16 protein-coding genes are annotated in these 18,692 nt (G+C 53.5%); 11 read left to right on the top strand and 5 right to left on the bottom strand.

All coding sequences use genetic code 11. From position 1 onward, the window contains the following. The first annotated feature begins 20 nt into the window (after positions 1–20). The 5 genes from FCN78_RS01710 (at position 21) to tldD (ending at position 8,301) form a co-directional block, all read left to right on the top strand. Entirely contained in the window at positions 21–587 is a 567-nt protein-coding gene (locus tag FCN78_RS01710; protein ID WP_077520974.1) for a Maf family protein, read from the top strand. Positions 588–634: 47 nt separating this feature from the next. Further along, a complete protein-coding gene (gene rng / locus FCN78_RS01715; protein WP_077651060.1) occupies positions 635–2,104 on the top strand; it encodes a ribonuclease G in 1,470 nt (489 codons plus the stop codon). Positions 2,105–2,116: 12 nt separating this feature from the next. Continuing rightward, positions 2,117–5,965 (top strand): YhdP family protein, encoded by a 3,849-nt coding sequence (locus tag FCN78_RS01720; protein WP_459550363.1) that lies wholly within the window; start codon positions 2,117–2,119, stop codon positions 5,963–5,965. A 2-nt stretch (positions 5,966–5,967) separates the two neighbouring features. After that, positions 5,968–6,786 carry a carbon-nitrogen hydrolase family protein gene (locus tag FCN78_RS01725; protein ID WP_077649959.1) on the top strand — a complete coding sequence of 273 codons (819 nt, stop codon included), beginning with the start codon at positions 5,968–5,970 and terminating at the stop codon, positions 6,784–6,786. 66 nt (positions 6,787–6,852) lie between these two features. Continuing rightward, positions 6,853–8,301, top strand: coding sequence for a metalloprotease TldD (tldD, locus tag FCN78_RS01730; protein WP_077659034.1), 1,449 nt, complete (start codon positions 6,853–6,855; stop codon positions 8,299–8,301). A gap of 35 nt (positions 8,302–8,336) precedes the next feature. Here the strand turns inward: tldD and yjgA are convergent, their stop codons facing one another. Further along, positions 8,337–8,864 carry a ribosome biogenesis factor YjgA gene (yjgA, locus tag FCN78_RS01735; protein WP_046073894.1) on the bottom strand — a complete coding sequence of 176 codons (528 nt, stop codon included), beginning with the start codon at positions 8,862–8,864 and terminating at the stop codon, positions 8,337–8,339. 128 nt (positions 8,865–8,992) lie between these two features. Here yjgA and pmbA point away from each other — a divergent pair, with 128 nt between their 5' ends. Then, entirely contained in the window at positions 8,993–10,333 is a 1,341-nt protein-coding gene (gene pmbA / locus FCN78_RS01740) for a metalloprotease PmbA (RefSeq protein WP_077457715.1), read from the top strand. A 67-nt stretch (positions 10,334–10,400) separates the two neighbouring features. Here the strand turns inward: pmbA and FCN78_RS01745 are convergent, their stop codons facing one another. The 3 genes from FCN78_RS01745 to folB are packed head-to-tail and all read right to left on the bottom strand — an operon-like array spanning position 10,401 to position 12,051. Further along, entirely contained in the window at positions 10,401–11,198 is a 798-nt protein-coding gene (locus tag FCN78_RS01745) for an undecaprenyl-diphosphate phosphatase (RefSeq protein ID WP_077659035.1), read from the bottom strand. 5 nt (positions 11,199–11,203) lie between these two features. Further along, positions 11,204–11,701: a 2-amino-4-hydroxy-6-hydroxymethyldihydropteridine diphosphokinase gene (gene folK, locus FCN78_RS01750; protein ID WP_077659036.1), complete on the bottom strand. Its 498-nt coding sequence runs from the start codon at positions 11,699–11,701 to the stop codon at positions 11,204–11,206. Next, on the bottom strand, positions 11,698–12,051 hold the full coding sequence (folB, locus tag FCN78_RS01755; protein ID WP_077520963.1) for a dihydroneopterin aldolase: 354 nt from the start codon (positions 12,049–12,051) through the stop codon (positions 11,698–11,700). The genes folK and folB overlap by 4 nt, the downstream gene beginning before the upstream one ends. Before the next feature lie 170 nt (positions 12,052–12,221). On the opposite strand from folB, the gene plsY reads away from it, so the two are divergent. Next, complete coding sequence (gene plsY, locus FCN78_RS01760; protein ID WP_077457707.1) at positions 12,222–12,821, top strand: glycerol-3-phosphate 1-O-acyltransferase PlsY; 600 nt, start codon at positions 12,222–12,224, stop codon at positions 12,819–12,821. 88 nt (positions 12,822–12,909) lie between these two features. Here plsY and tsaD read toward each other — a convergent pair whose 3' ends face one another. After that, complete coding sequence (gene tsaD, locus FCN78_RS01765; protein WP_069363298.1) at positions 12,910–13,935, bottom strand: tRNA (adenosine(37)-N6)-threonylcarbamoyltransferase complex transferase subunit TsaD; 1,026 nt, start codon at positions 13,933–13,935, stop codon at positions 12,910–12,912. Between the two features lie 250 nt (positions 13,936–14,185). Here tsaD and rpsU point away from each other — a divergent pair, with 250 nt between their 5' ends. The 4 genes from rpsU (at position 14,186) to rpoD (ending at position 18,645) form a co-directional block, all read left to right on the top strand. Next, positions 14,186–14,401, top strand: coding sequence for a 30S ribosomal protein S21 (gene rpsU, locus FCN78_RS01770; protein ID WP_046073901.1), 216 nt, complete (start codon positions 14,186–14,188; stop codon positions 14,399–14,401). A 24-nt stretch (positions 14,402–14,425) separates the two neighbouring features. Continuing rightward, positions 14,426–14,869, top strand: coding sequence for a GatB/YqeY domain-containing protein (locus FCN78_RS01775; protein ID WP_077659037.1), 444 nt, complete (start codon positions 14,426–14,428; stop codon positions 14,867–14,869). Between the two features lie 83 nt (positions 14,870–14,952). Then, positions 14,953–16,704: a DNA primase gene (dnaG, locus tag FCN78_RS01780; protein WP_069363300.1), complete on the top strand. Its 1,752-nt coding sequence runs from the start codon at positions 14,953–14,955 to the stop codon at positions 16,702–16,704. A 93-nt stretch (positions 16,705–16,797) separates the two neighbouring features. Continuing rightward, positions 16,798–18,645, top strand: a complete 1,848-nt coding sequence (gene rpoD / locus FCN78_RS01785; protein ID WP_069363301.1) for an RNA polymerase sigma factor RpoD — start codon at positions 16,798–16,800, stop codon at positions 18,643–18,645. The last annotated feature ends 47 nt before the right edge of the window (positions 18,646–18,692 follow it).

Here is an 18,692-nt window from a genome sequence, read left to right on the forward strand (position 1 = left end):
ACTAATCGTAAAGAGGTATCATGAGCTGTGACTTATATCTGGCCTCGGGGTCGCCTCGACGTCATGAATTACTCACCGAAATGGGGGTGAATTTTTCCCGTGTGGTGGTCGATGTAGCGGAGCAACAACAGGCCGGTGAGTCCCCTTACGCCTACGTGTCGCGCTTATCGCAAGACAAGGCACGAGCAGGGGTGGTGCAAACCGGTGGCCATACCCCGGTGCTCGGTGCGGATACTATTGTGGTAGATGGCGAGCAGGTACTCGAAAAGCCTGATGATAAAGCGGAGGCAGTCCGAATGCTTAAGCAACTGTCAGGACGCGAGCACCAAGTGATGACCGCGGTCACTGTCGCCAATGCCATGAAGCAGATCACCACTGTGGTGACCACCAAGGTATGGTTTTGTACGCTCAGTGATGAGCAGATTGAGGCGTATTGGCAATCGGGCGAGCCCGTCGATAAGGCTGGCGCCTATGCGATTCAAGGGCTGGGCGGTAAATTTGTGACACGTATTGATGGTAGCTATCACGCCGTGGTTGGTTTGCCACTGTATGAAACCGAGCAGCTGCTCAAACAATTTTCGGTCTGAGCGCACATCTGTCGCTAGGCCCCACTTTTGAGAGATTCGGGGAAACCATGAGTGCGGAACTGCTAATAAACGTCACCCCTAGCGAGACGAGGGTGGCGATGATTGATGGGGGGAACCTCCAAGAAATCCATATCGAACGTGAAGCAAAGCGTGGCATTGTAGGCAATATCTACAAAGGCAAAGTCAGTCGTGTGTTGCCTGGCATGCAGGCAGCCTTTGTCGATATTGGCCTAGAGAAAGCGGCGTTCTTACATGCCTCAGATATTGTTCCTCATACCGAGTGCGTGTCGGAAAATGAGAAGCAACAATTCCAAGTGCGCGATATCTCCGAACTGGTTCGCCAAGGGCAAGATATTGTGGTGCAAGTGGTCAAAGATCCGCTGGGCACCAAGGGCGCGCGTCTTACCACCGATATTACCTTGCCTTCGCGTTATCTGGTCTTTATGCCGGGAGCGGCCCATGTTGGGGTATCACAACGCATTGAAAGTGAAGATGAACGTAAGCGCCTAAAAAGCATTGTCAGTGATTACTGTGACGAATTGGGTGGTTTTATTATCCGTACTGCCGCTGAAGGGGCAACAGACAATGAGATGGCACAAGACGCCGCTTTTTTAAAGCGTTTGTGGAATAAGGTGTTAGAGCGTCGCACGCGTTATCCCGCCAAATCCATGCTGTATGGTGAGCTGGCACTGGCACAGCGCATTGTGCGTGACTTTGTCGGGACCGAGCTGGATTTAATTCGGGTGGATTCCAAGCAAGCCTATGAAAAACTCCAAGAGTTCACCTCTGAGTTTGTGCCGGAGCTGGCCGGTAAATTGGTGTATTACGACGGCCAGGTGCCGATTTTTGACATGTACGACACCGAAAATGAAATCCAACGCTCATTGGAGCGAAAGGTTCAGCTCAAGTCTGGCGGCTATCTGATTATCGATCAGACCGAGGCGATGACCACCATTGATATTAATACAGGTGCGTTCGTCGGGCGTCGGAACCTGGATGAGACTATCTTTAATACTAATATTGAGGCCACACGTGCGATTGCTCGCCAATTGCGGCTAAGAAACCTAGGCGGGATCATCATTATCGATTTTATCGATATGAGCACCGATGAGCACCGGCGTCGCGTGTTGCACTCACTCGAGCAGGCGCTCAGCCAAGACAGGGTAAAAACCAATATCAATGGCTTCACCCAGCTAGGGCTAGTGGAAATGACACGCAAACGCACGCGAGAAAGTATTGAACATGTGCTGTGCGGTGGCTGTCCAACCTGTGACGGACGAGGCTCGGTCAAAACGGTAGAAACCGTCTGCTACGAAGTGCTACGTGAAATCACGCGCGTTAACCGCATTTATGAAGCGGATAAGTTTGTGGTGTACGCGGCCCCGGCGGTGATTGAGGCATTGGCAGAGGAAGATTCGCACCTTGTGGCGGAGTTGGAAGTGTTTATTGGCAAGCAAGTGAAAGTGAAATCCGAGCCTTTATACACGCAAGAACAGTTTGATGTAGTAATGATGTAATCCATGGCCTGGATGAGAAAGGGTATGCGCTGGCTAACGGTCAGCGCCATCAGTGTCATCGTGATAACCGCCTTGCTAATCGGCGGTTTGCGCTTTCTATTGCCCAATATGGATATATTGCAAGCCCCATTGCGGCAATGGGTGTCTGAGCAAACCGGCTTTAGTGCGCAAGTGGAAGGCATTGCCGGCCAGTGGCGCAATCTAACGCCGTCATTGCAACTTGAAAACGTCGCGCTCGCCACCAGCGACAACGGCCCCCCGCTGTTAACCGCTCGCGCCATTAATTTGCAATTGGATGTCTCTGCCACCCTCATTCGGCGTCAGCCCGTCTTTTCTCATGTCACCCTCGATGGACTGGTGTTCGATACCGGTCAACTACCCGATAAAAACACCCAAGCGGGTGTGCGAGAGCGACTAGAAGACTTATTCTTGGCGCGGTTGGGACAATTTTCCATCCCCAATGCCAAGGTGATCCTGGTCACCCCTTCGCTGGAAACCCAAACACTGGTGATCAGTGATTTGTTTTGGCGCAATAACCAAGGTGAGCACCAGGTACAAGCCAGGCTTGGCATGCAAGGCACGCAACTCGATAAGGTCCGCGTGAATGCCGCTTTCCGCGAAACGGACGGCTTGAGTACGTTAACGGGCGACGTTTATTTGGCCAGTGAGGCGATGGATATTGCCCCTTGGCTGACGGAAAAGCTGACGCCATCCGCCACGATCAACACCGCGCGTTTAGACGCAAAAGCCTGGGTCAGGGTGGAGCAGGGGCGTGTCGACAATGGGCTATTGTCGATTGATCATTTCGCGTTAGCGTGGCAAGAGGATGAGCACCAAGCGAAGCAATGGGCGATAAAAGACAGTCAGGTTCAGTGGCAGGCCGTCGATGAACAGACGTGGCGTCTCGACACGGATGGGCTATGGGTACAAACCGGCGCGACCACTCAGGCAGCGCTGTCACAGCTCTCTTGGCAGGGGGCGCTCGACAACTGGCGTCTCAATGCGGCGAATGTTGATATTGCCTCTTTACGGCCTTTGCTTGGGCTTGCCAGTCAATCGGCGCAACAGCACAGTGTGGCGGCCGCTTTATCGCCATCAGGCCAGATCCGTTCGTTGGCGTTGAGTAAAGCACCTGACGCCCCGTTGCGTTATCAAGCGACCCTGGATAAGGTCTCAGCCAAGCGCTGGGGCTATCTGCCTGCGTTCCAAGGCCTGAGTGCAACCCTCTCTGGGCAAGGTCAGCAAGGGCAAGCACAGCTTGAGCTTGGCGCACAATCCTTGCCTTACGGCGACTTTTTTCAAGCGCCGCTGCCGCTTGAACACGGTGCGTTGACCCTCAATTGGCAGCCCACCAAACAAGGCTTGTCAGTATGGAGTGAGCAGGCAGTGGTTAAGGGGGCAGACGTGCAAGGGCAAGGCGCATTTCGTCTGGATATTCCCTCAAAAGGCGCGCCTTTTTTGGCGTTATACGTGCAGGCCGACGTATCGGATGCTGGGCAGACATGGCGCTATCTCCCTACCCGGGCATTGCCTGACTCGTTAACCGATTACCTTTCTCGCGCCATTCAAGCCGGACGGGCCAAAGACAGTGAAATTCTTTGGTTTGGTGCCCTCGATGCGTTTCCTTACCAGGATCACAGCGGCATTTTTCAAGCCAAGGTACCGCTTCGCGGCGGGGCGTTTAGCTTTAACACCGCTTGGCCGACGTTGACGGAGCTCGACGCCCGTTTACTGTTTGAAAATGCGCGCTTAGCGATTGAGGGGGACCATGTTCGTTTGGGCGACGCCGTCAGTCGCCAAGTGCAAGCTGAGATTGCCGATATGACCCAGCCGGACAGCGAACTCGATATTCACGCGTCATTGGCGGCAACCGGATCGGCTGTCCGCCAATACATGCTGGCGACGCCTTTAGTAGACACGGTGGGGGCGGCCTTGACTCATGTGCAAGTCGATGGGCTGGTTAATGCTAACCTAGGGCTCAATATCCCGCTCAATGGTGAGCAGCCTCATGCCGAGGGGAGAGTGCGCTTTACCGGCAACCAGGTATCGATTCAGGCACCCGATATGCAACTGGATAACCTATCCGGCGAGCTGGCCTTTAGCGACGACACCCTCACCACTCAGTCGATGCAGGCTCAATGGTTAGGGCAGCCCGTCAACCTCCAGTTTACGGGTGAAACCGTAGCGGCCGGGTATCAGCTTGACTTAGGTATGGATGCGGATTGGGATGTGGTGCCATTGCTGGACATGCTTTCGTTGCCACTTGACGCTTACCTGGCGGGCGGTGCACGTTGGCAGGCGGGGCTCGATTTAACCTTAAATGATACCGGTTTTGATTATCGGCTCGGTGTGGATGTCGATACCACGCCGCTGCAGTCGACGTTGCCCGCGCCACTTAACAAACCACGCTGGCAAAAAGGGCAGGCCCGTATCGAGGCGACCGGGAACAGTGAAGGCTTGACCGGGCGTGTGGCGCTTCCTGGTGTGAATTATCAAGCGCGCATCAATACCCAAGGCCGGCGTCCGCAGTTTACTGCCAGTCAATGGCAGATTGGTGAGCAAGGTAGCCGCTTATTGGCAACGCGTGGTCATCGTTTTGATCTAAAGCTTGAGCAACTCGATCTCGCGGCTTGGAAGCGAGTTTGGCAGCAGGCCAGCCAATCCTGGCCGAGCGGAAGCGGGCCATATCCTGCTTTACCCATGCCGCAGCGTATTAATGCCAAGATCGAGACGGTGAGAGCAGACCCTTTAGCGTTTCACGATGTGTCTTTAGCGGCGCGACACAAAGCCGAGGGCTGGGATCTGTTAATGGGCAGTCGTGAGCTAAGCGGGCAAGCCATGTGGCCGACACAGGGGCGCTTGAACGTTGAGATTGATCATTGGCATATCAATCGTCGGTTAACCGAGGACGAACAGACGACGGATAAGCCGCTTTTTGAACCTGTGGATACCCGGGCGAGTCCGGAAGAGAAAGCTTTGCTTGCTGCGATTCCGCCGACACACTTGGTGATTGAGGATCTGTGGTTGCAAGGGTATCGGCTCGGGCGCGTTGAGGCGGTACTCGATAAGAAAGCCTCACAGGTCGACCTGACTTCTCTGACGCTGGAGAGTGGGAAAAACCACGCGTCCATCAGCGGCCATTGGTTGATTGATGAGCAAGGCCATCATCAAACCGCGTTAACCCTCGCGCTAGGCGGGGAGAGTACGTCAGATCTCATGGGACGATTTGGTATCAGTGGCGGGATCCAAGATGCCAGCTTCACAACGCAAGCCTCGTTAGATTACGCGGGTCTGCCTTGGAAAGTCGATATTGCCAGCCTTAATGGTGATATCCGCTCTGATGTTAAAGACGGCTATATAAGCGGGGTGGGAGGCGCTGGGAAGCTGTTAGGGCTTTTCAGTCTCGACTCCATTCTGCGTAAAATTCAGCTCGATTTTTCGGGCGTATTTGAAGATGGTTTGGCCTTTGATGACATTACCGGGCGGGCTGTGATCACAAATGGCGTGGTTGTGACGGATAATATCCGCATGGATGGGATTGCCGGTGATATGGTTATTAAAGGGATTGCCAATTTGGTGACCAATCGCGTGAACGCCGATGTGCGGTTTACGCCGGATATTACCTCTGGGATCCCAGTACTGAGCGCATTTGCGGTCACGCCGCAGACGGCGCTGTATGTGTTAGCGGTCACCACCGCCATTTCACCCGTGGTGGACGTTTTCACCCAAGTCCGTTATCAAGTAAGCGGGCCGATAGGGACGCCCGATATCCGGGAAGTGTCGCGTGATAAAGAGGCACTCGCTTTGCCAGCCGACGCGACGGAACGATTGCGCCAACAAGCAGAAAACGCCAAGGAGTGAGCATGATGAAAGCAGGTGTTGTCCAGATGACATCCAGCGCCGATCCCAGCCACAACATGAAGGCATTGCAAGCCAGTTTACATCGGTTAAGCGAGCAAGGGGTGAAACTGGCTCTCACCCCAGAAAATGCCCTAGTGTTTGGCGGCAAACAAGATTATCAGCGCCATGCAGAGCGATTGGGTCATGGTCCACTGCAGCAACAGCTTGCCGAACTGGCCCATCATTACGACCTTTGGCTGGTGGTGGGCGCCTTTCCGATTCAAAACGACAATGGCATGTTAAGCAGTACGAGCTTGGTGTTTGACAACGCCGGACACCTGCGCGGCAGTTACGACAAATTGCACTTATTTGATGTAGAAGTGGCCGATGCCCACGGACGGTATTGCGAGTCTGACTACTTTGAGGCCGGTGATCGTCTCGCCACACTCGATACGCCGTTCGGCTGCCTTGGATTAAGTATCTGCTACGATGTTCGCTTTGCCCCCATGTATCAAGCGCTACGCGCCCAAGGTGCCGATATCATAACCGTGCCAGCGGCCTTTACCCGCGTGACCGGTCAAGCGCATTGGGAAACCTTGTTGCGGGCGCGAGCAATAGAAACCCAATGCTGGGTAATTGCGGCAGGGCAGTGTGGTGAGCATAGCAAAGGACGCCAAACTTGGGGACACTCGATGATCATCGATCCCTGGGGACAGGTCGTGGCGTCGCTGGGAAGTGAGCCCGGCGTGACCTGGGCTGAGCTTGATTTAAGCATGGGGGAATCCATTCGGCATAAGATGCCCGTACTGTCTCATACCCGGTTGCAAAGCCAACTGAAATAGCGCACCCTCGGCGCGTTATCTTTTTTCTCGGCTGCCGGCTCGGCAGCCACAACCAAGAGTAAACGAATGAGTCTGGAACAGGTCGAAGAAACCTTGCTGCGCCCGGCGGGCGTGAGTGAGTCGCAACTGCATGCGACACTGGCGCACCTGAGCGGTCGCCAGATTGACTACGGTGATATTTTCTTCCAATCCACCTGGCATGAATCCCTCGCCTTGGAAGACAGCATCATTAAAGACGGTTCATTTAATATCGACCGCGGGGTCGGTGTGAGAGCGATCAGCGGTGAAAAAACCGGATTTGCCTATTCGGATCAGCTCACCCCCGATGCCTTGATGCAAAGTGCCACTGCAGCACGTGGGATTGCCCCGGCTGGCGGGCAAGGCAAAGTGAGCGCGTTTTCTGCGGTGCACGCAAGGCCGTACTATGGTCCTATCGATCCGCTCGCGAGCCTAACCCGCGAGCAGAAAATCGCTCTACTCAAAGAAATAGACAGCTACATCCGTGCCAAAGAGCCACGGGTGAAAGAAGTGAATGCCAGCCTGAACGGCCTTTATGAGCAAGTGCTGGTGGCCGCCACCGATGGCACCTATGGCGCCGATATTCGTCCATTGGTTCGCTTGTCGGTTTCTGTATTGGTTGAACAAGATGGACGCCGTGAACGCGGCAGTGCGGGGGGCGGTGGCCGTTATGGCTATGACGTATTCTTGCAAGAGGATGCCGGTAAGTCACGCGCGCTGCAGTTTGCCGATGAAGCGATTCGCCTAGCCCTGGTCAACCTACGCGCCGACGCGGCACCGGCAGGCACCATGCCCGTGGTGTTGGGGGCCGGCTGGCCAGGCGTCTTATTGCATGAAGCGGTTGGACACGGCTTAGAAGGAGACTTTAACCGTAAAGAGTCATCGGTATTTACCGGTCGCCTTGGCGAGCAGGTCACCTCACCGCTGTGTACCATTGTTGATGATGGCACCATGAATGATCGCCGCGGCTCAATGAGCATCGATGATGAGGGGGTGCCGGGTCAGTACAATGTGTTAATCGAAAAGGGTGTGCTCAAAGGCTATATGCAAGATAAGCACAATGCCAGCCTCATGGGCGTCGCACCCACCGGTAATGGCCGTCGTGAGTCGTATGCGCACCTGCCGATGCCGCGGATGACCAATACCTACATGCTAGGCGGTGAAAGCTCGCCAGCGTCGATGATTGCCAGCGTGGAGCGTGGCTTATACGCGCCAAACTTTGGCGGCGGTCAGGTCGATATTACCTCGGGTAAGTTTGTATTCTCCACCTCAGAGGCTTACCTGATTGAAAACGGTGAACTGACCACGCCAGTGAAAGGGGCGACCTTAATTGGCAGCGGCGTCGAAGCGATGCAGCAAGTCTCGATGGTGGGGAATGATTTGGCCATCGATCCCGGTGTTGGGGTGTGTGGTAAAGCTGGGCAAAGTGTTCCAGTGGGGGTTGGACAGCCGACCTTGAAGCTGGATGCGATGACGGTCGGAGGCACTGAGTCCTAAGTCTGCACGCCAGTGCGGGGCACTGGCGTGGCAATTTACAGGCTTTGGTCGTAAAAGCTTTTGAGATACTGGAAAATCTCGCGATACGCCTTGGGCGGTTTGTTTTGCTGCTGCTCTTTTTTAGCCTGGCGTGCTAGCTGACGTAAACGTTGACGATCGGCATCAGGGTACTGCAACAGCACATCGCTAATCGCACTGTCGCCTTGGTCAATGATGCGGTCACGCAGTTGCTCAAGCTTGTGAAGCTCGACCGTTTGCTGAGCATGCTTATTTTGCAACTTATCAAGCGCAGCCTGAATCGGCTCAGGGTCACGAGAGCGCATAAGCTTGCCAACATATTGCAGTTGGCGACGGCGCGCTTCGTTCTTCAAGCGTTGGGCGTCTGTAATCGCGCTGAGCAAGTCATCGTCGAGCGGGAATTTTTCTAACACGGCTGGTTTGAGTTTGACCAGTGCTTCGCCAAGTTCTTGCAAGGCAAGCATATCGCGTTTCATCTCGGACTTGCTGACCCAGATGATCTCTTCCTCTTCCTCCCAGGGAGCGGGTTTATTTTTACGGCCCATGTTCAACCTCAGTGAGAATGTGCAATGACACGTATGTTAACAAGAAATGCGCCCAAACGCGGGCTTTTTTATCATAGGCGCGTGGCGCTGAGTGTGTCGAACTTGAATGCGAATCAAAAAGGTCAACTATGAGTGTGAAACAACAAGTCGCCGAGCAAGAGCAGCAACTTCGTCAAGCTGTCAGCCGTGCGCTCGACATGGCATCGGCCAAAAGTGACCAGGCGGAAGTGGCGATTACCAAAAGTACCGGCATCAGCGTCAGCTCGCGGATGGGCGAAGTCGAGAACGTGGAGTTCAATCAAGATGGTGCCCTTGGGATCACCGTTTACCGGGATCAGCGCAAAGGCAGCGCATCCACCACTGATTTGTCGGACAAAGCGATCGCGAAAACCGTTGAAGCGGCGCTTGAGATCGCAAGCTATACCTCGCCGGATCCTTTCGGAGGCCCAGCACCTAAAGCGTTAATGGCCTTTGACTATCCTGACCTCGATTTATTCTATCCCGATGAGCCCGAGCCGGATACCGCCGCCGCGTTGGCGATTGAAGCCGAGCAAGCGGCACTGAGCCATGACAGCCGAATCAAGTTCAGCGATGGTGCCAGCTATGACAGCCACTATGGGGTGCGTGTCTATGGCAATAGCCATGGCATGCTCGGCAGTTATCCCTCGAGCCGCCAAGCGCTAAGCTGCTCAGTGATAGCGGAGAGTGACGCAGGGATGGAGCGTGACATGAGCTACACGGTGGCACGGGACAAAGCGGACTTATGGACACCGGCCTTTGTGGGAGTCGAAGCGGCCAAACACGCTGTGGCGCGCTTAAACCCACGCAGTGTGGCGACATGCCAAGTGCCAGTGATGTTCGATCGCAGTGTGGCTACTGGGCTGTTTGGCCATTTGGTGATGGCGATCAGCGGTTCAGCGCTTTACCGCAAGTCCTCTTTCTTATTGGATAAGAAAGGCGAGCAGATCTTCCCAGATTGGCTCACCATCAACGAGTTACCCCATGTACGAAAAGGCGCCGCGAGTGCACCCTTTGATAGTGAAGGAGTGATCACACAAGACAGGCGCATCATTGAAAAGGGGGTATTAAACACCTATCTCGCCACCAGTTATGCCGCGCGTAAGCTAGGCATGGAACCAACCGGCCATGCCGGCGGCATTCACAACTGGTACGTGAGCCACACCGGTCAAGATGCCGATGCCATGCTAAAAACCTTAGGCACGGGATTATTGGTGACTGAGTTGATGGGACAAGGGGTGAACCCAGTGACTGGCGATTACTCACGCGGTGCCGCCGGCTTTTGGGTGGAAAATGGTGAGATCCAATACCCGGTGAGCGGGATCACCATTGCCGGCAATCTCAATGAGATGTTTGCTAACATTGTCGCGATTGGTACCGATATCGAAACGCGCAGCCAAATTCAAACCGGCTCAGTGATCATTGATGGCATGAAGGTGGCCGGAGAGTAACGCCTCGGTCAGCCACCCATTCCTGACGGAGAGACCACCAAGCACGTGTATCGTGCTTGGTGTTTTTTTATCCGGCGATAAAGGCGAGTAACAGCACACCCAATACCAAGCGGTAGATCACGAAGGGTAACATGCCCACCCGTGTCACCAGCTTTAAAAAGGCGTGAATACACGCGTAAGCACTGACAAACGACACCAATAGCCCAACACCGATCGCATCCATGGCCACCGGCTCTGGGCTGGTCGCCAATTGCAGCCCCAGATAGGAGCCTGCGAGGGTAATGATAGGAATCGACATCAAAAACGAAAATCGTGCCGCGGCTTCGCGCGTATAACCGAGCATTAATGCCGCAGTGATGGTGGCGCCTGAGCGCGACGTCCCAGGAATCAAGGCAAGGGCTTGCGCCACACCTATCAGTACGGCGCGGTAGGACGTGGTTTGATACTCATCGCATGTTTGGGTCGCTTTGCGATCCGCCCACCACAATAAGCCACCAAAAATCAGTGTGGTTGCCGCGATTACCCAGGCCGCACGCAGGTAAAGCTCGATCACGTCTTTTAAAAACAAACCGGCCACACACGCTGGGATCGTGGCTAAGACGATCATCCATGCCAATTGACTATCCGAGCTGTGCTCACCTTTGAGAGAGGCAAAAAAGGCTTTAAGGAGATTCCACACTTCACGGCGAAAATACCCCACCACTGCGGCCAGTGTGCCGACGTGTACAGCAACGTCAAAGGCAAGGCCCTGATCGGCCCAGCCAAAAAGCTGTGAAGGCAGAATAAGGTGCGCGGAGCTAGAAATAGGAAGAAACTCGGTTAATCCTTGAATCAAGGCCAAAAAAAAGGCTTCAAAGAGGCTCATGGTGCTTAAATATCCTTCAAATACGTCGGCGTCTCAATCGGCCATAGTGGTTGATCTTGGTCAAAGGCTTGCCAAAGCTGGGAGAACGTCCGGCCATCGCCAGGAATGGCTTGGTCAGGGCAGAGCTCGGCGAGTGGCCACAGGGTAAAGGCAAATTTGTAGATATCATTGCGTGGCAACGTTGGCCCTTTTTCCTGGCAGTGTTCGCCAAAGGTGAGTAGGTCTATGTCTATGGTGCGATCGCGGCATTTGGGGTCGTTGCGCTCTCTTCCTTGTTGCGATTCAATGTCACGAACGGCTTGCCAAAAGTCGTGCAACGGAAGCGAGGTGTGAAGCTCGGCAATCAGGTTGTAAAAGTGAGGGCCTTCAAACCCGACTGGTTCGGCTTCAAAAATGCGGGAAAAGCGGCAGTGTGGGTCAAGCTGGCGCAAGGCTTTAACGGCCTGTTCGATGTGATAATCGCGCTCGATATTAGAGCCGATACTAAGTAATGCTTGTGTCACCGTGTGCCTCGCTCTATGACTACACCCACGTTACGAGCCTGAGCGACTGCGCCTGGCTTGGCCACCCGCACTCTAATCCAGCTGACGCCAAACTGGGTTTGAATTAATTGAGCAACCTCTTCCGCCACGCGTTCGATCAACGCACAGCGGCTGGCCTGTACATGGGCGATAACCGCCTCACTGATACTGGCATAATCAAGCGCTAGCGCCACGTCATCCTGCTGGGCGGCGGGTTGATTATCGTGCGCCATTTCAATATCGAACACCAACTTTTGCTGGATGGTTTGTTCCCAATCGTAGACACCGATAGTGGTGTACACGTCGAGTTGCTCTATGAATACGGAATCCATGTTTTTTCACACTCCGTGACAGGTCGGATACCACTGTGGTAAGAAAGTTCGTATTATTGGATGTGTTCATTGACAGATGGATACGCAATGCGTTCCGATCCATGATAGGTTTATCGATGAACGTCGGCGCACTATAGCAACGAATGCGGCACAAACTCTAGGGATTTCACATGACTGCACTGGCCATTGCCATCATCATCGCTGCCTACTTACTTGGCTCTGTGTCCAGTGCCGTGTTGGTTTGTCGCGCGTTTGGCTTGCCAGACCCAAGAGATCAAGGGTCGAAAAACCCAGGGGCGACGAACGTTTATCGTCTCGGTGGGCGCTTTGCTGCGGCCTGGGTGCTGCTGTGTGATATGCTAAAAGGGATGATCCCCGTTTGGCTAAGCTACCTGATTGGCATTAATCCATTTCTACTGGGCCTTATCGCCATTGCGGCCTGTCTAGGACATATTTACCCGGTCTTTTTCCATTTCCGTGGCGGCAAAGGGGTGGCGACCGCACTGGGCGCCATGGCCCCGATTGGTTTGAGCTTAACTGGCCTGCTGGTGGTGACCTGGGGGTTGGTGCTTGTGTTGACGGGCTACTCGTCACTCAGTGCGATTGTGACAGCGATCGTCGCCCCGCTATTTACCTGGTGGATAAAGCCGCAATTTACCATGCCCGTTGCCATGCTTTCGTGTTTGATTTTGTTTCGTCACTACGACAATATCCGGCGCTTGCTGGATGGTGATGAAAAACCTGTGCTTCTTGGTTGGTGGCGACGTTAGCGACGGGTGAGGGGCAGGTTACGCTAGCGCGTTCGCAGCAAAAAAGGCAGCCTCAGGCTGCCTTTTGTCTGTCTGGTTTGACCAACGACTATGCGTCGGTTTCGACCGCGGCAAGCGTGTCGAGTGGCCAACGTGGCTGGGCTTTTACACCGAGACCCAGATGCTCGCCGTTTTTAAGCCGCTGCATGCCCGCGTAAGCGATCATTGCGCCATTATCGGTACAAAACTCAGGACGAGGATAGAACACATCGCCGCCGCGCTTTTGCGTCAGCGCCTCCAGCTTTTCCCGTAAATGACGGTTGGCACTCACGCCGCCCGCGACCACTAAGCGATTCAGACCGCACTGATCGAGCGCTCGCTTACACTTGATAGCTAAGGTATCGACCACGGCATCTTGAAACGCATAAGCAATATCGGCGCGCGTTTGTTCGTCCGTCTCATTAGCGGCGATGGTATTGGCGGCAAAGGTTTTTAAGCCGGAGAAGCTAAAGTCTAACCCGGGGCGATCGGTCATCGGGCGTGGAAAAGTAAAACGGCCGTGGGTGCCGTTTTCTGCCAATTTCGACAGCAAGGGGCCACCGGGATAATCGAGATTCATCAGTTTAGCCGTTTTATCAAACGCCTCACCGGCGGCGTCGTCAATTGACTCACCAAGAATGCGATATTGACCAATGCCTTTCACTTCGACCAGCTGTGTATGGCCGCCCGAGACCAATAGAGCAATAAATGGAAAAGGCGGCGGGTTATCTTCTAGCATCGGGGCGAGAAGGTGACCTTCCATATGGTGAACGCCCACCGCGGGGACTTGCCATGCATAGGCCAGACTGCGTCCAATGGTTGAGCCAACCAGCAAGGCACCGACTAGGCCGGGGCCCGCGGTATAAGCAATTCCATCAATCTGAGCTGGGGTGAGGTTTGCCTCCGCCATGGCCGCTTTAATCAGCGGCAAGGTTTTTTTAACATGATCGCGCGAGGCAAGTTCAGGCACCACGCCACCATAATCAGCGTGAAGCTTGACTTGGCTGTAAAGTTTATGTGACAGAAGGCCCGCTTGGTCGTCGTAGATGGCGACGCCGGTTTCGTCACAAGATGTCTCTATGCCTAGAATGCGCATCATAACCTCAGAATAACAGCCGATAGATGGAGTGCTTACAGTCATGCTTCACGTATATTGTGATGACCAAAGCGAAGAAGACAGTGTCAGCGCAGGCTGACCGTGCGCGCAATCTTACATGGCTTAGAAGTAATTCGCCAGATGCGCTTTACAATCACCCCCTATTCGGATTAGAATTTCGCACCATTTTTAATCAAGGCTGGCCAATTGTTCGCCAGCAGTAACTGACAACCCCCGAGGTGAAAGGCACATGCCAGTAGTTAAAGTACGTGAAAACGAACCATTTGACGTAGCACTGCGTCGCTTTAAGCGCTCTTGTGAGAAAGCCGGTATTCTTTCTGAAGTTCGTCGTCGTGAGAACTATGAAAAGCCAACGACCGTTCGCAAACGCGCTAAAGCTGCCGCTCAGAAGCGTCACCTGAAGAAGTTGGCCCGCGAAAACCAACGCCGCGTACGTCTGTACTAATAAAGACAGATTCAGGAAGGTGCTATGGAATTGCTTGAACGTCTAAAAGACGCCCAAAAAACGGCGATGAAACAAAAAGACAAGGCGCGTCTCGGGACGCTTCGCCTTGTGATGGCAGCGATTAAACAGCAAGAAGTGGATACCCGTCAGTCGCTAAGCGACGAAGCTATCCTGGCTGTGCTGACCAAAAATGTGAAGCAGCGCCGTGATTCCGTAGCCCAGTACCAAGCAGCCGGTCGTGATGATCTTGCCGAGACAGAGCTTGCCGAGATTGCGGTGATAGAAGAATTTCTACCCCAACCGTTAAGCGATGACGAGGTCGATGCATTGGTGAAAGCAGCGGTTGAGAAAGCCGGTGCATCGTCAATGCAAGACATGGGCAAAGTAATGGGGGTGTTAAAACCCCAAGTTCAAGGCTGTGCTGATATGGGAAAAGTAAGCCAGCGTGTTAAAGCACACCTAGGCTAGTCTTTTCCCACTCTATAACAAGCCGTGCTTTCCTTATTTGGACGGCGCGGCTTGTTTGCTTCTCTCCCTATAAATTTCAGGTTATGGCAGGCAGAATCCCGCGCGCATTCATTGATGACTTGCTTTCACGTCTCGACATCGTTGAGATCATTGATGCACGGGTCAAGCTCAAGAAAAAAGGCAAAAACTACAGTGCCTGTTGCCCTTTCCATAACGAAAAGACGCCTTCATTCAGTGTAAGCCAAGACAAGCAGTTTTATCACTGCTTCGGATGTGGTGTGCACGGCAATGCTATCGACTTTGTGATGGAATTCGAGCGACTGGAGTTTCCTGATGCCATCGAAGAGCTCGCCAGCACCTTAGGCTTAGAGGTACCTCGTGAGCAAACCGGGGGCGGCAACACGCGTCCGAGTATGCCCAGTGATGACAAGCGTCAGATCTACGAGATGATGGAAGCCATTGCGCGTACCTACAGTGGCGAACTACGCACTGATGCGGGGCAAGTGGCCATTGATTACCTCAAACAGCGTGGTCTATCCGGCGAAGTAGTTAAGCAATTTGGTATTGGCTTTGTCCCGGATAAATGGGACACCATTAAGCGCCGCTTTGGTCGCAATCAAGCTGATATTCGTCAGTTGCTCACCGCTGGCATGTTGATTGAGAACGATAACGGCCATAGCTACGACAGGTTCCGTGGCCGCGTGATGTTCCCAATCCGTGATCGCCGTGGGCGAGTAATCGGTTTTGGTGGCCGTGTATTAGGGGATGGCACCCCCAAATACCTTAACTCGCCAGAAACGCCGATTTTCCATAAAGGGCGTGAGCTATACGGCTTGTATGAGGTGATGCAACGCTATCGCCATCCCGAGCGTATACTCGTGGTAGAAGGGTACATGGACGTGGTCGCGTTGGCGCAATTTGGCGTGGATTATGCGGTGGCCTCCTTGGGCACCTCGACCACGGGCGAGCATATTCAAACCCTTTTCCGGCAAACCGGTACTATACTGTGTTGCTACGACGGCGATAGAGCAGGACGCGATGCCGCTTGGCGGGCGATGGAGCAAGCGCTGCCTTATATCCACGATGGCCGCCAGTTAAAATTTATGTTTTTGCCTGACGGTGACGACCCGGACTCTATCATCCGCCAAGAAGGCAAAGAAGGGTTTGAGCAGCGTCTGGGCGAGGCGCAGAGTTTATCGACCTTTATGTTTACCACCTTGCTCAAGCAGGTGGATACCAGTAGCCAAGAGGGGAAAGCCAAGCTGGCGAATTTGGCGGTGCCGCTGATTGAAAAGGTGCCGGGTGATACCTTGCGGCTTTACTTGCGTAATACCCTAGGACAGAAGCTGGGGATTATGGATGATCATCAGCTTGATACCCTGATTCGTCGTCAGGGTCAGCCGGTGAAAGTGCATGGTCAACAGGACATTAAGCGCACGCCGATGCGTGAGGTGATTGCGCTGTTAGTGCAGTACCCCAAACTCGGCCAAGAAGTGCCGCCGTTGCCATCGGCCGATACCATTGATTTACCCGGGTTAGCGTTGTTAAACCCCATCCTTGAGATTTGCCGACAGCGCCCCCATATCACTACCGGTCAGTTGCTAGAGCACTGGCGGGGAACCAAGCAAGAAGCCTTGCTAGCCCGGTTGGCTGGCTGGGATCTACATGTTGACGATGAAAATGCGTCAGAACTTTTTTGCGATTCACTGGATAAAATACTCGCCCAGTGTGTCGAACAACAAATAGCCAAGTTGCAAGCGAAGTCAAATACCGTCGGCTTATCAGTCGAAGAGAAGCGGGAACTGATGCTACTGATACAGAGCCAGTCCGTTTAGAAAGTAGCCAGCAAAGGTGACATTTGTTAAAATTGGCGGTTTGCGTTTCCGCATACTAAATTCTTCACTCAGACCCGAAGTTGGATATCGTCTATGGATCAAAATCCGCAGTCACAGCTGAAGTTGCTTGTCGCAAAAGGCAAGGAGCAAGGCTATCTGACCTATGCCGAAGTTAATGACCACCTCCCGGAAGACATTGTCGATTCCGACCAAATAGAAGACATCATTCAGATGATTAACGACATGGGCATTCAAGTGGTGGAATCCGCCCCTGATGCCGATGAGCTAATGATGTCAGAAACCGTGGCCGACGAAGACGCAGCCGAAGAAGCGGCGGCGGCACTTTCTAGCGTGGAGAGTGAAATCGGTCGCACCACGGATCCTGTTCGCATGTATATGCGAGAAATGGGCACGGTTGAGCTGTTGACCCGTGAGGGTGAGATCGATATCGCCAAGCGTATCGAAGACGGCATCAACCAGGTGCAGTGTTCGGTGGCAGAATATCCGGCCTCGATTGCCTCACTGCTTGATCAGTTCGATAAAGTGGAAGCGGAAGAGCTTCGCTTAACCGACATTATTTCTGGTTTTATCGATCCAGACCAGGATGACGTCGCGCCCACGGCGACCCATATCGGCTCCGAGCTCAGCGAAAAAGAGCTTGATGACGAAGATGATGAAGACGAAGAAAAAGACGATACCGACGAAGACGATGAGAGTGATGAAGATGTTGGTATCGATCCTGAACTGGCGCGTGAGAAGTTCAGCGAGCTTCGTCGTACCTATGCGGCGATGGAAACCGCGATCCAACAGTACGGTCGTTATGATGAGCGTACTAAAGCGTCGATCGATGCGCTGTCTGAAACGTTTAAGCAGTTCCGTCTGATCCCCAAGCAGTTTGATCGTCTGGTTAATGACATGCGTCAAACCATGGACAAGGTGCGCACCCAAGAGCGTTTGGTGATGCGTCTTTGTGTCGACCAGGCCAAAATGCCGAAGAAAACCTTCGTGCAACTGTTTGCGGGCAATGAGTCATCGGATGCATGGATTGACGAAGCGCTGAACTCTGGCAAGCCTTACGCAGAGCGTGTGGCGCGTTACGAAGAAGATCTTCGCCGCTGTGTGCAGAAGCTGAAGATTATCGAAGAAGAGACGGGCTTGTCGGTCGAGCGGATCAAAGACATCAGCCGTCGCATGTCTATCGGTGAAGCGAAAGCACGCCGTGCGAAAAAAGAAATGGTTGAGGCCAACCTACGTCTGGTTATTTCGATTGCTAAGAAATACACCAACCGTGGCCTACAGTTCTTGGACCTTATCCAGGAAGGTAACATTGGCTTGATGAAAGCGGTCGATAAGTTTGAATATCGCCGTGGCTATAAGTTCTCAACCTATGCGACTTGGTGGATCCGTCAGGCAATCACGCGCTCGATTGCTGACCAAGCGCGAACCATCCGTATTCCGGTGCACATGATTGAGACCATCAACAAGCTCAATCGCATTTCGCGTCAGATGCTTCAGGAAATGGGCCGAGAGCCGTTGCCTGAAGAGCTGGCTGAACGGATGTTGATGCCGGAAGACAAAATTCGCAAGGTATTGAAGATCGCTAAAGAGCCGATCTCGATGGAAACCCCAATTGGTGATGACGAAGATTCACACTTGGGTGACTTTATCGAGGACACGACCTTGGAGCTACCGATGGATTCGGCGACGTCGAACAATCTTAAGATGGCGACCAATGATGTGCTGGCCGGTCTGACACCGCGTGAAGCGAAAGTCCTGCGTATGCGCTTTGGTATTGAAATGAATACCGACCATACCCTGGAAGAAGTGGGTAAGCAGTTTGATGTGACCCGTGAACGTATTCGCCAGATTGAGGCGAAAGCGCTGCGTAAGTTACGTCACCCAAGCCGCTCTGAGACATTGCGTAGTTTCTTGGACGAGTAATGACGCGGTTTCAAGCTATCCAATGAGAAAGGCGAGCCAGGTGGCTC

Source organism: Salinivibrio kushneri (assembly GCF_005280275.1).
GTDB classification, from domain to species: Bacteria; Pseudomonadota; Gammaproteobacteria; order Enterobacterales; family Vibrionaceae; genus Salinivibrio; species Salinivibrio kushneri.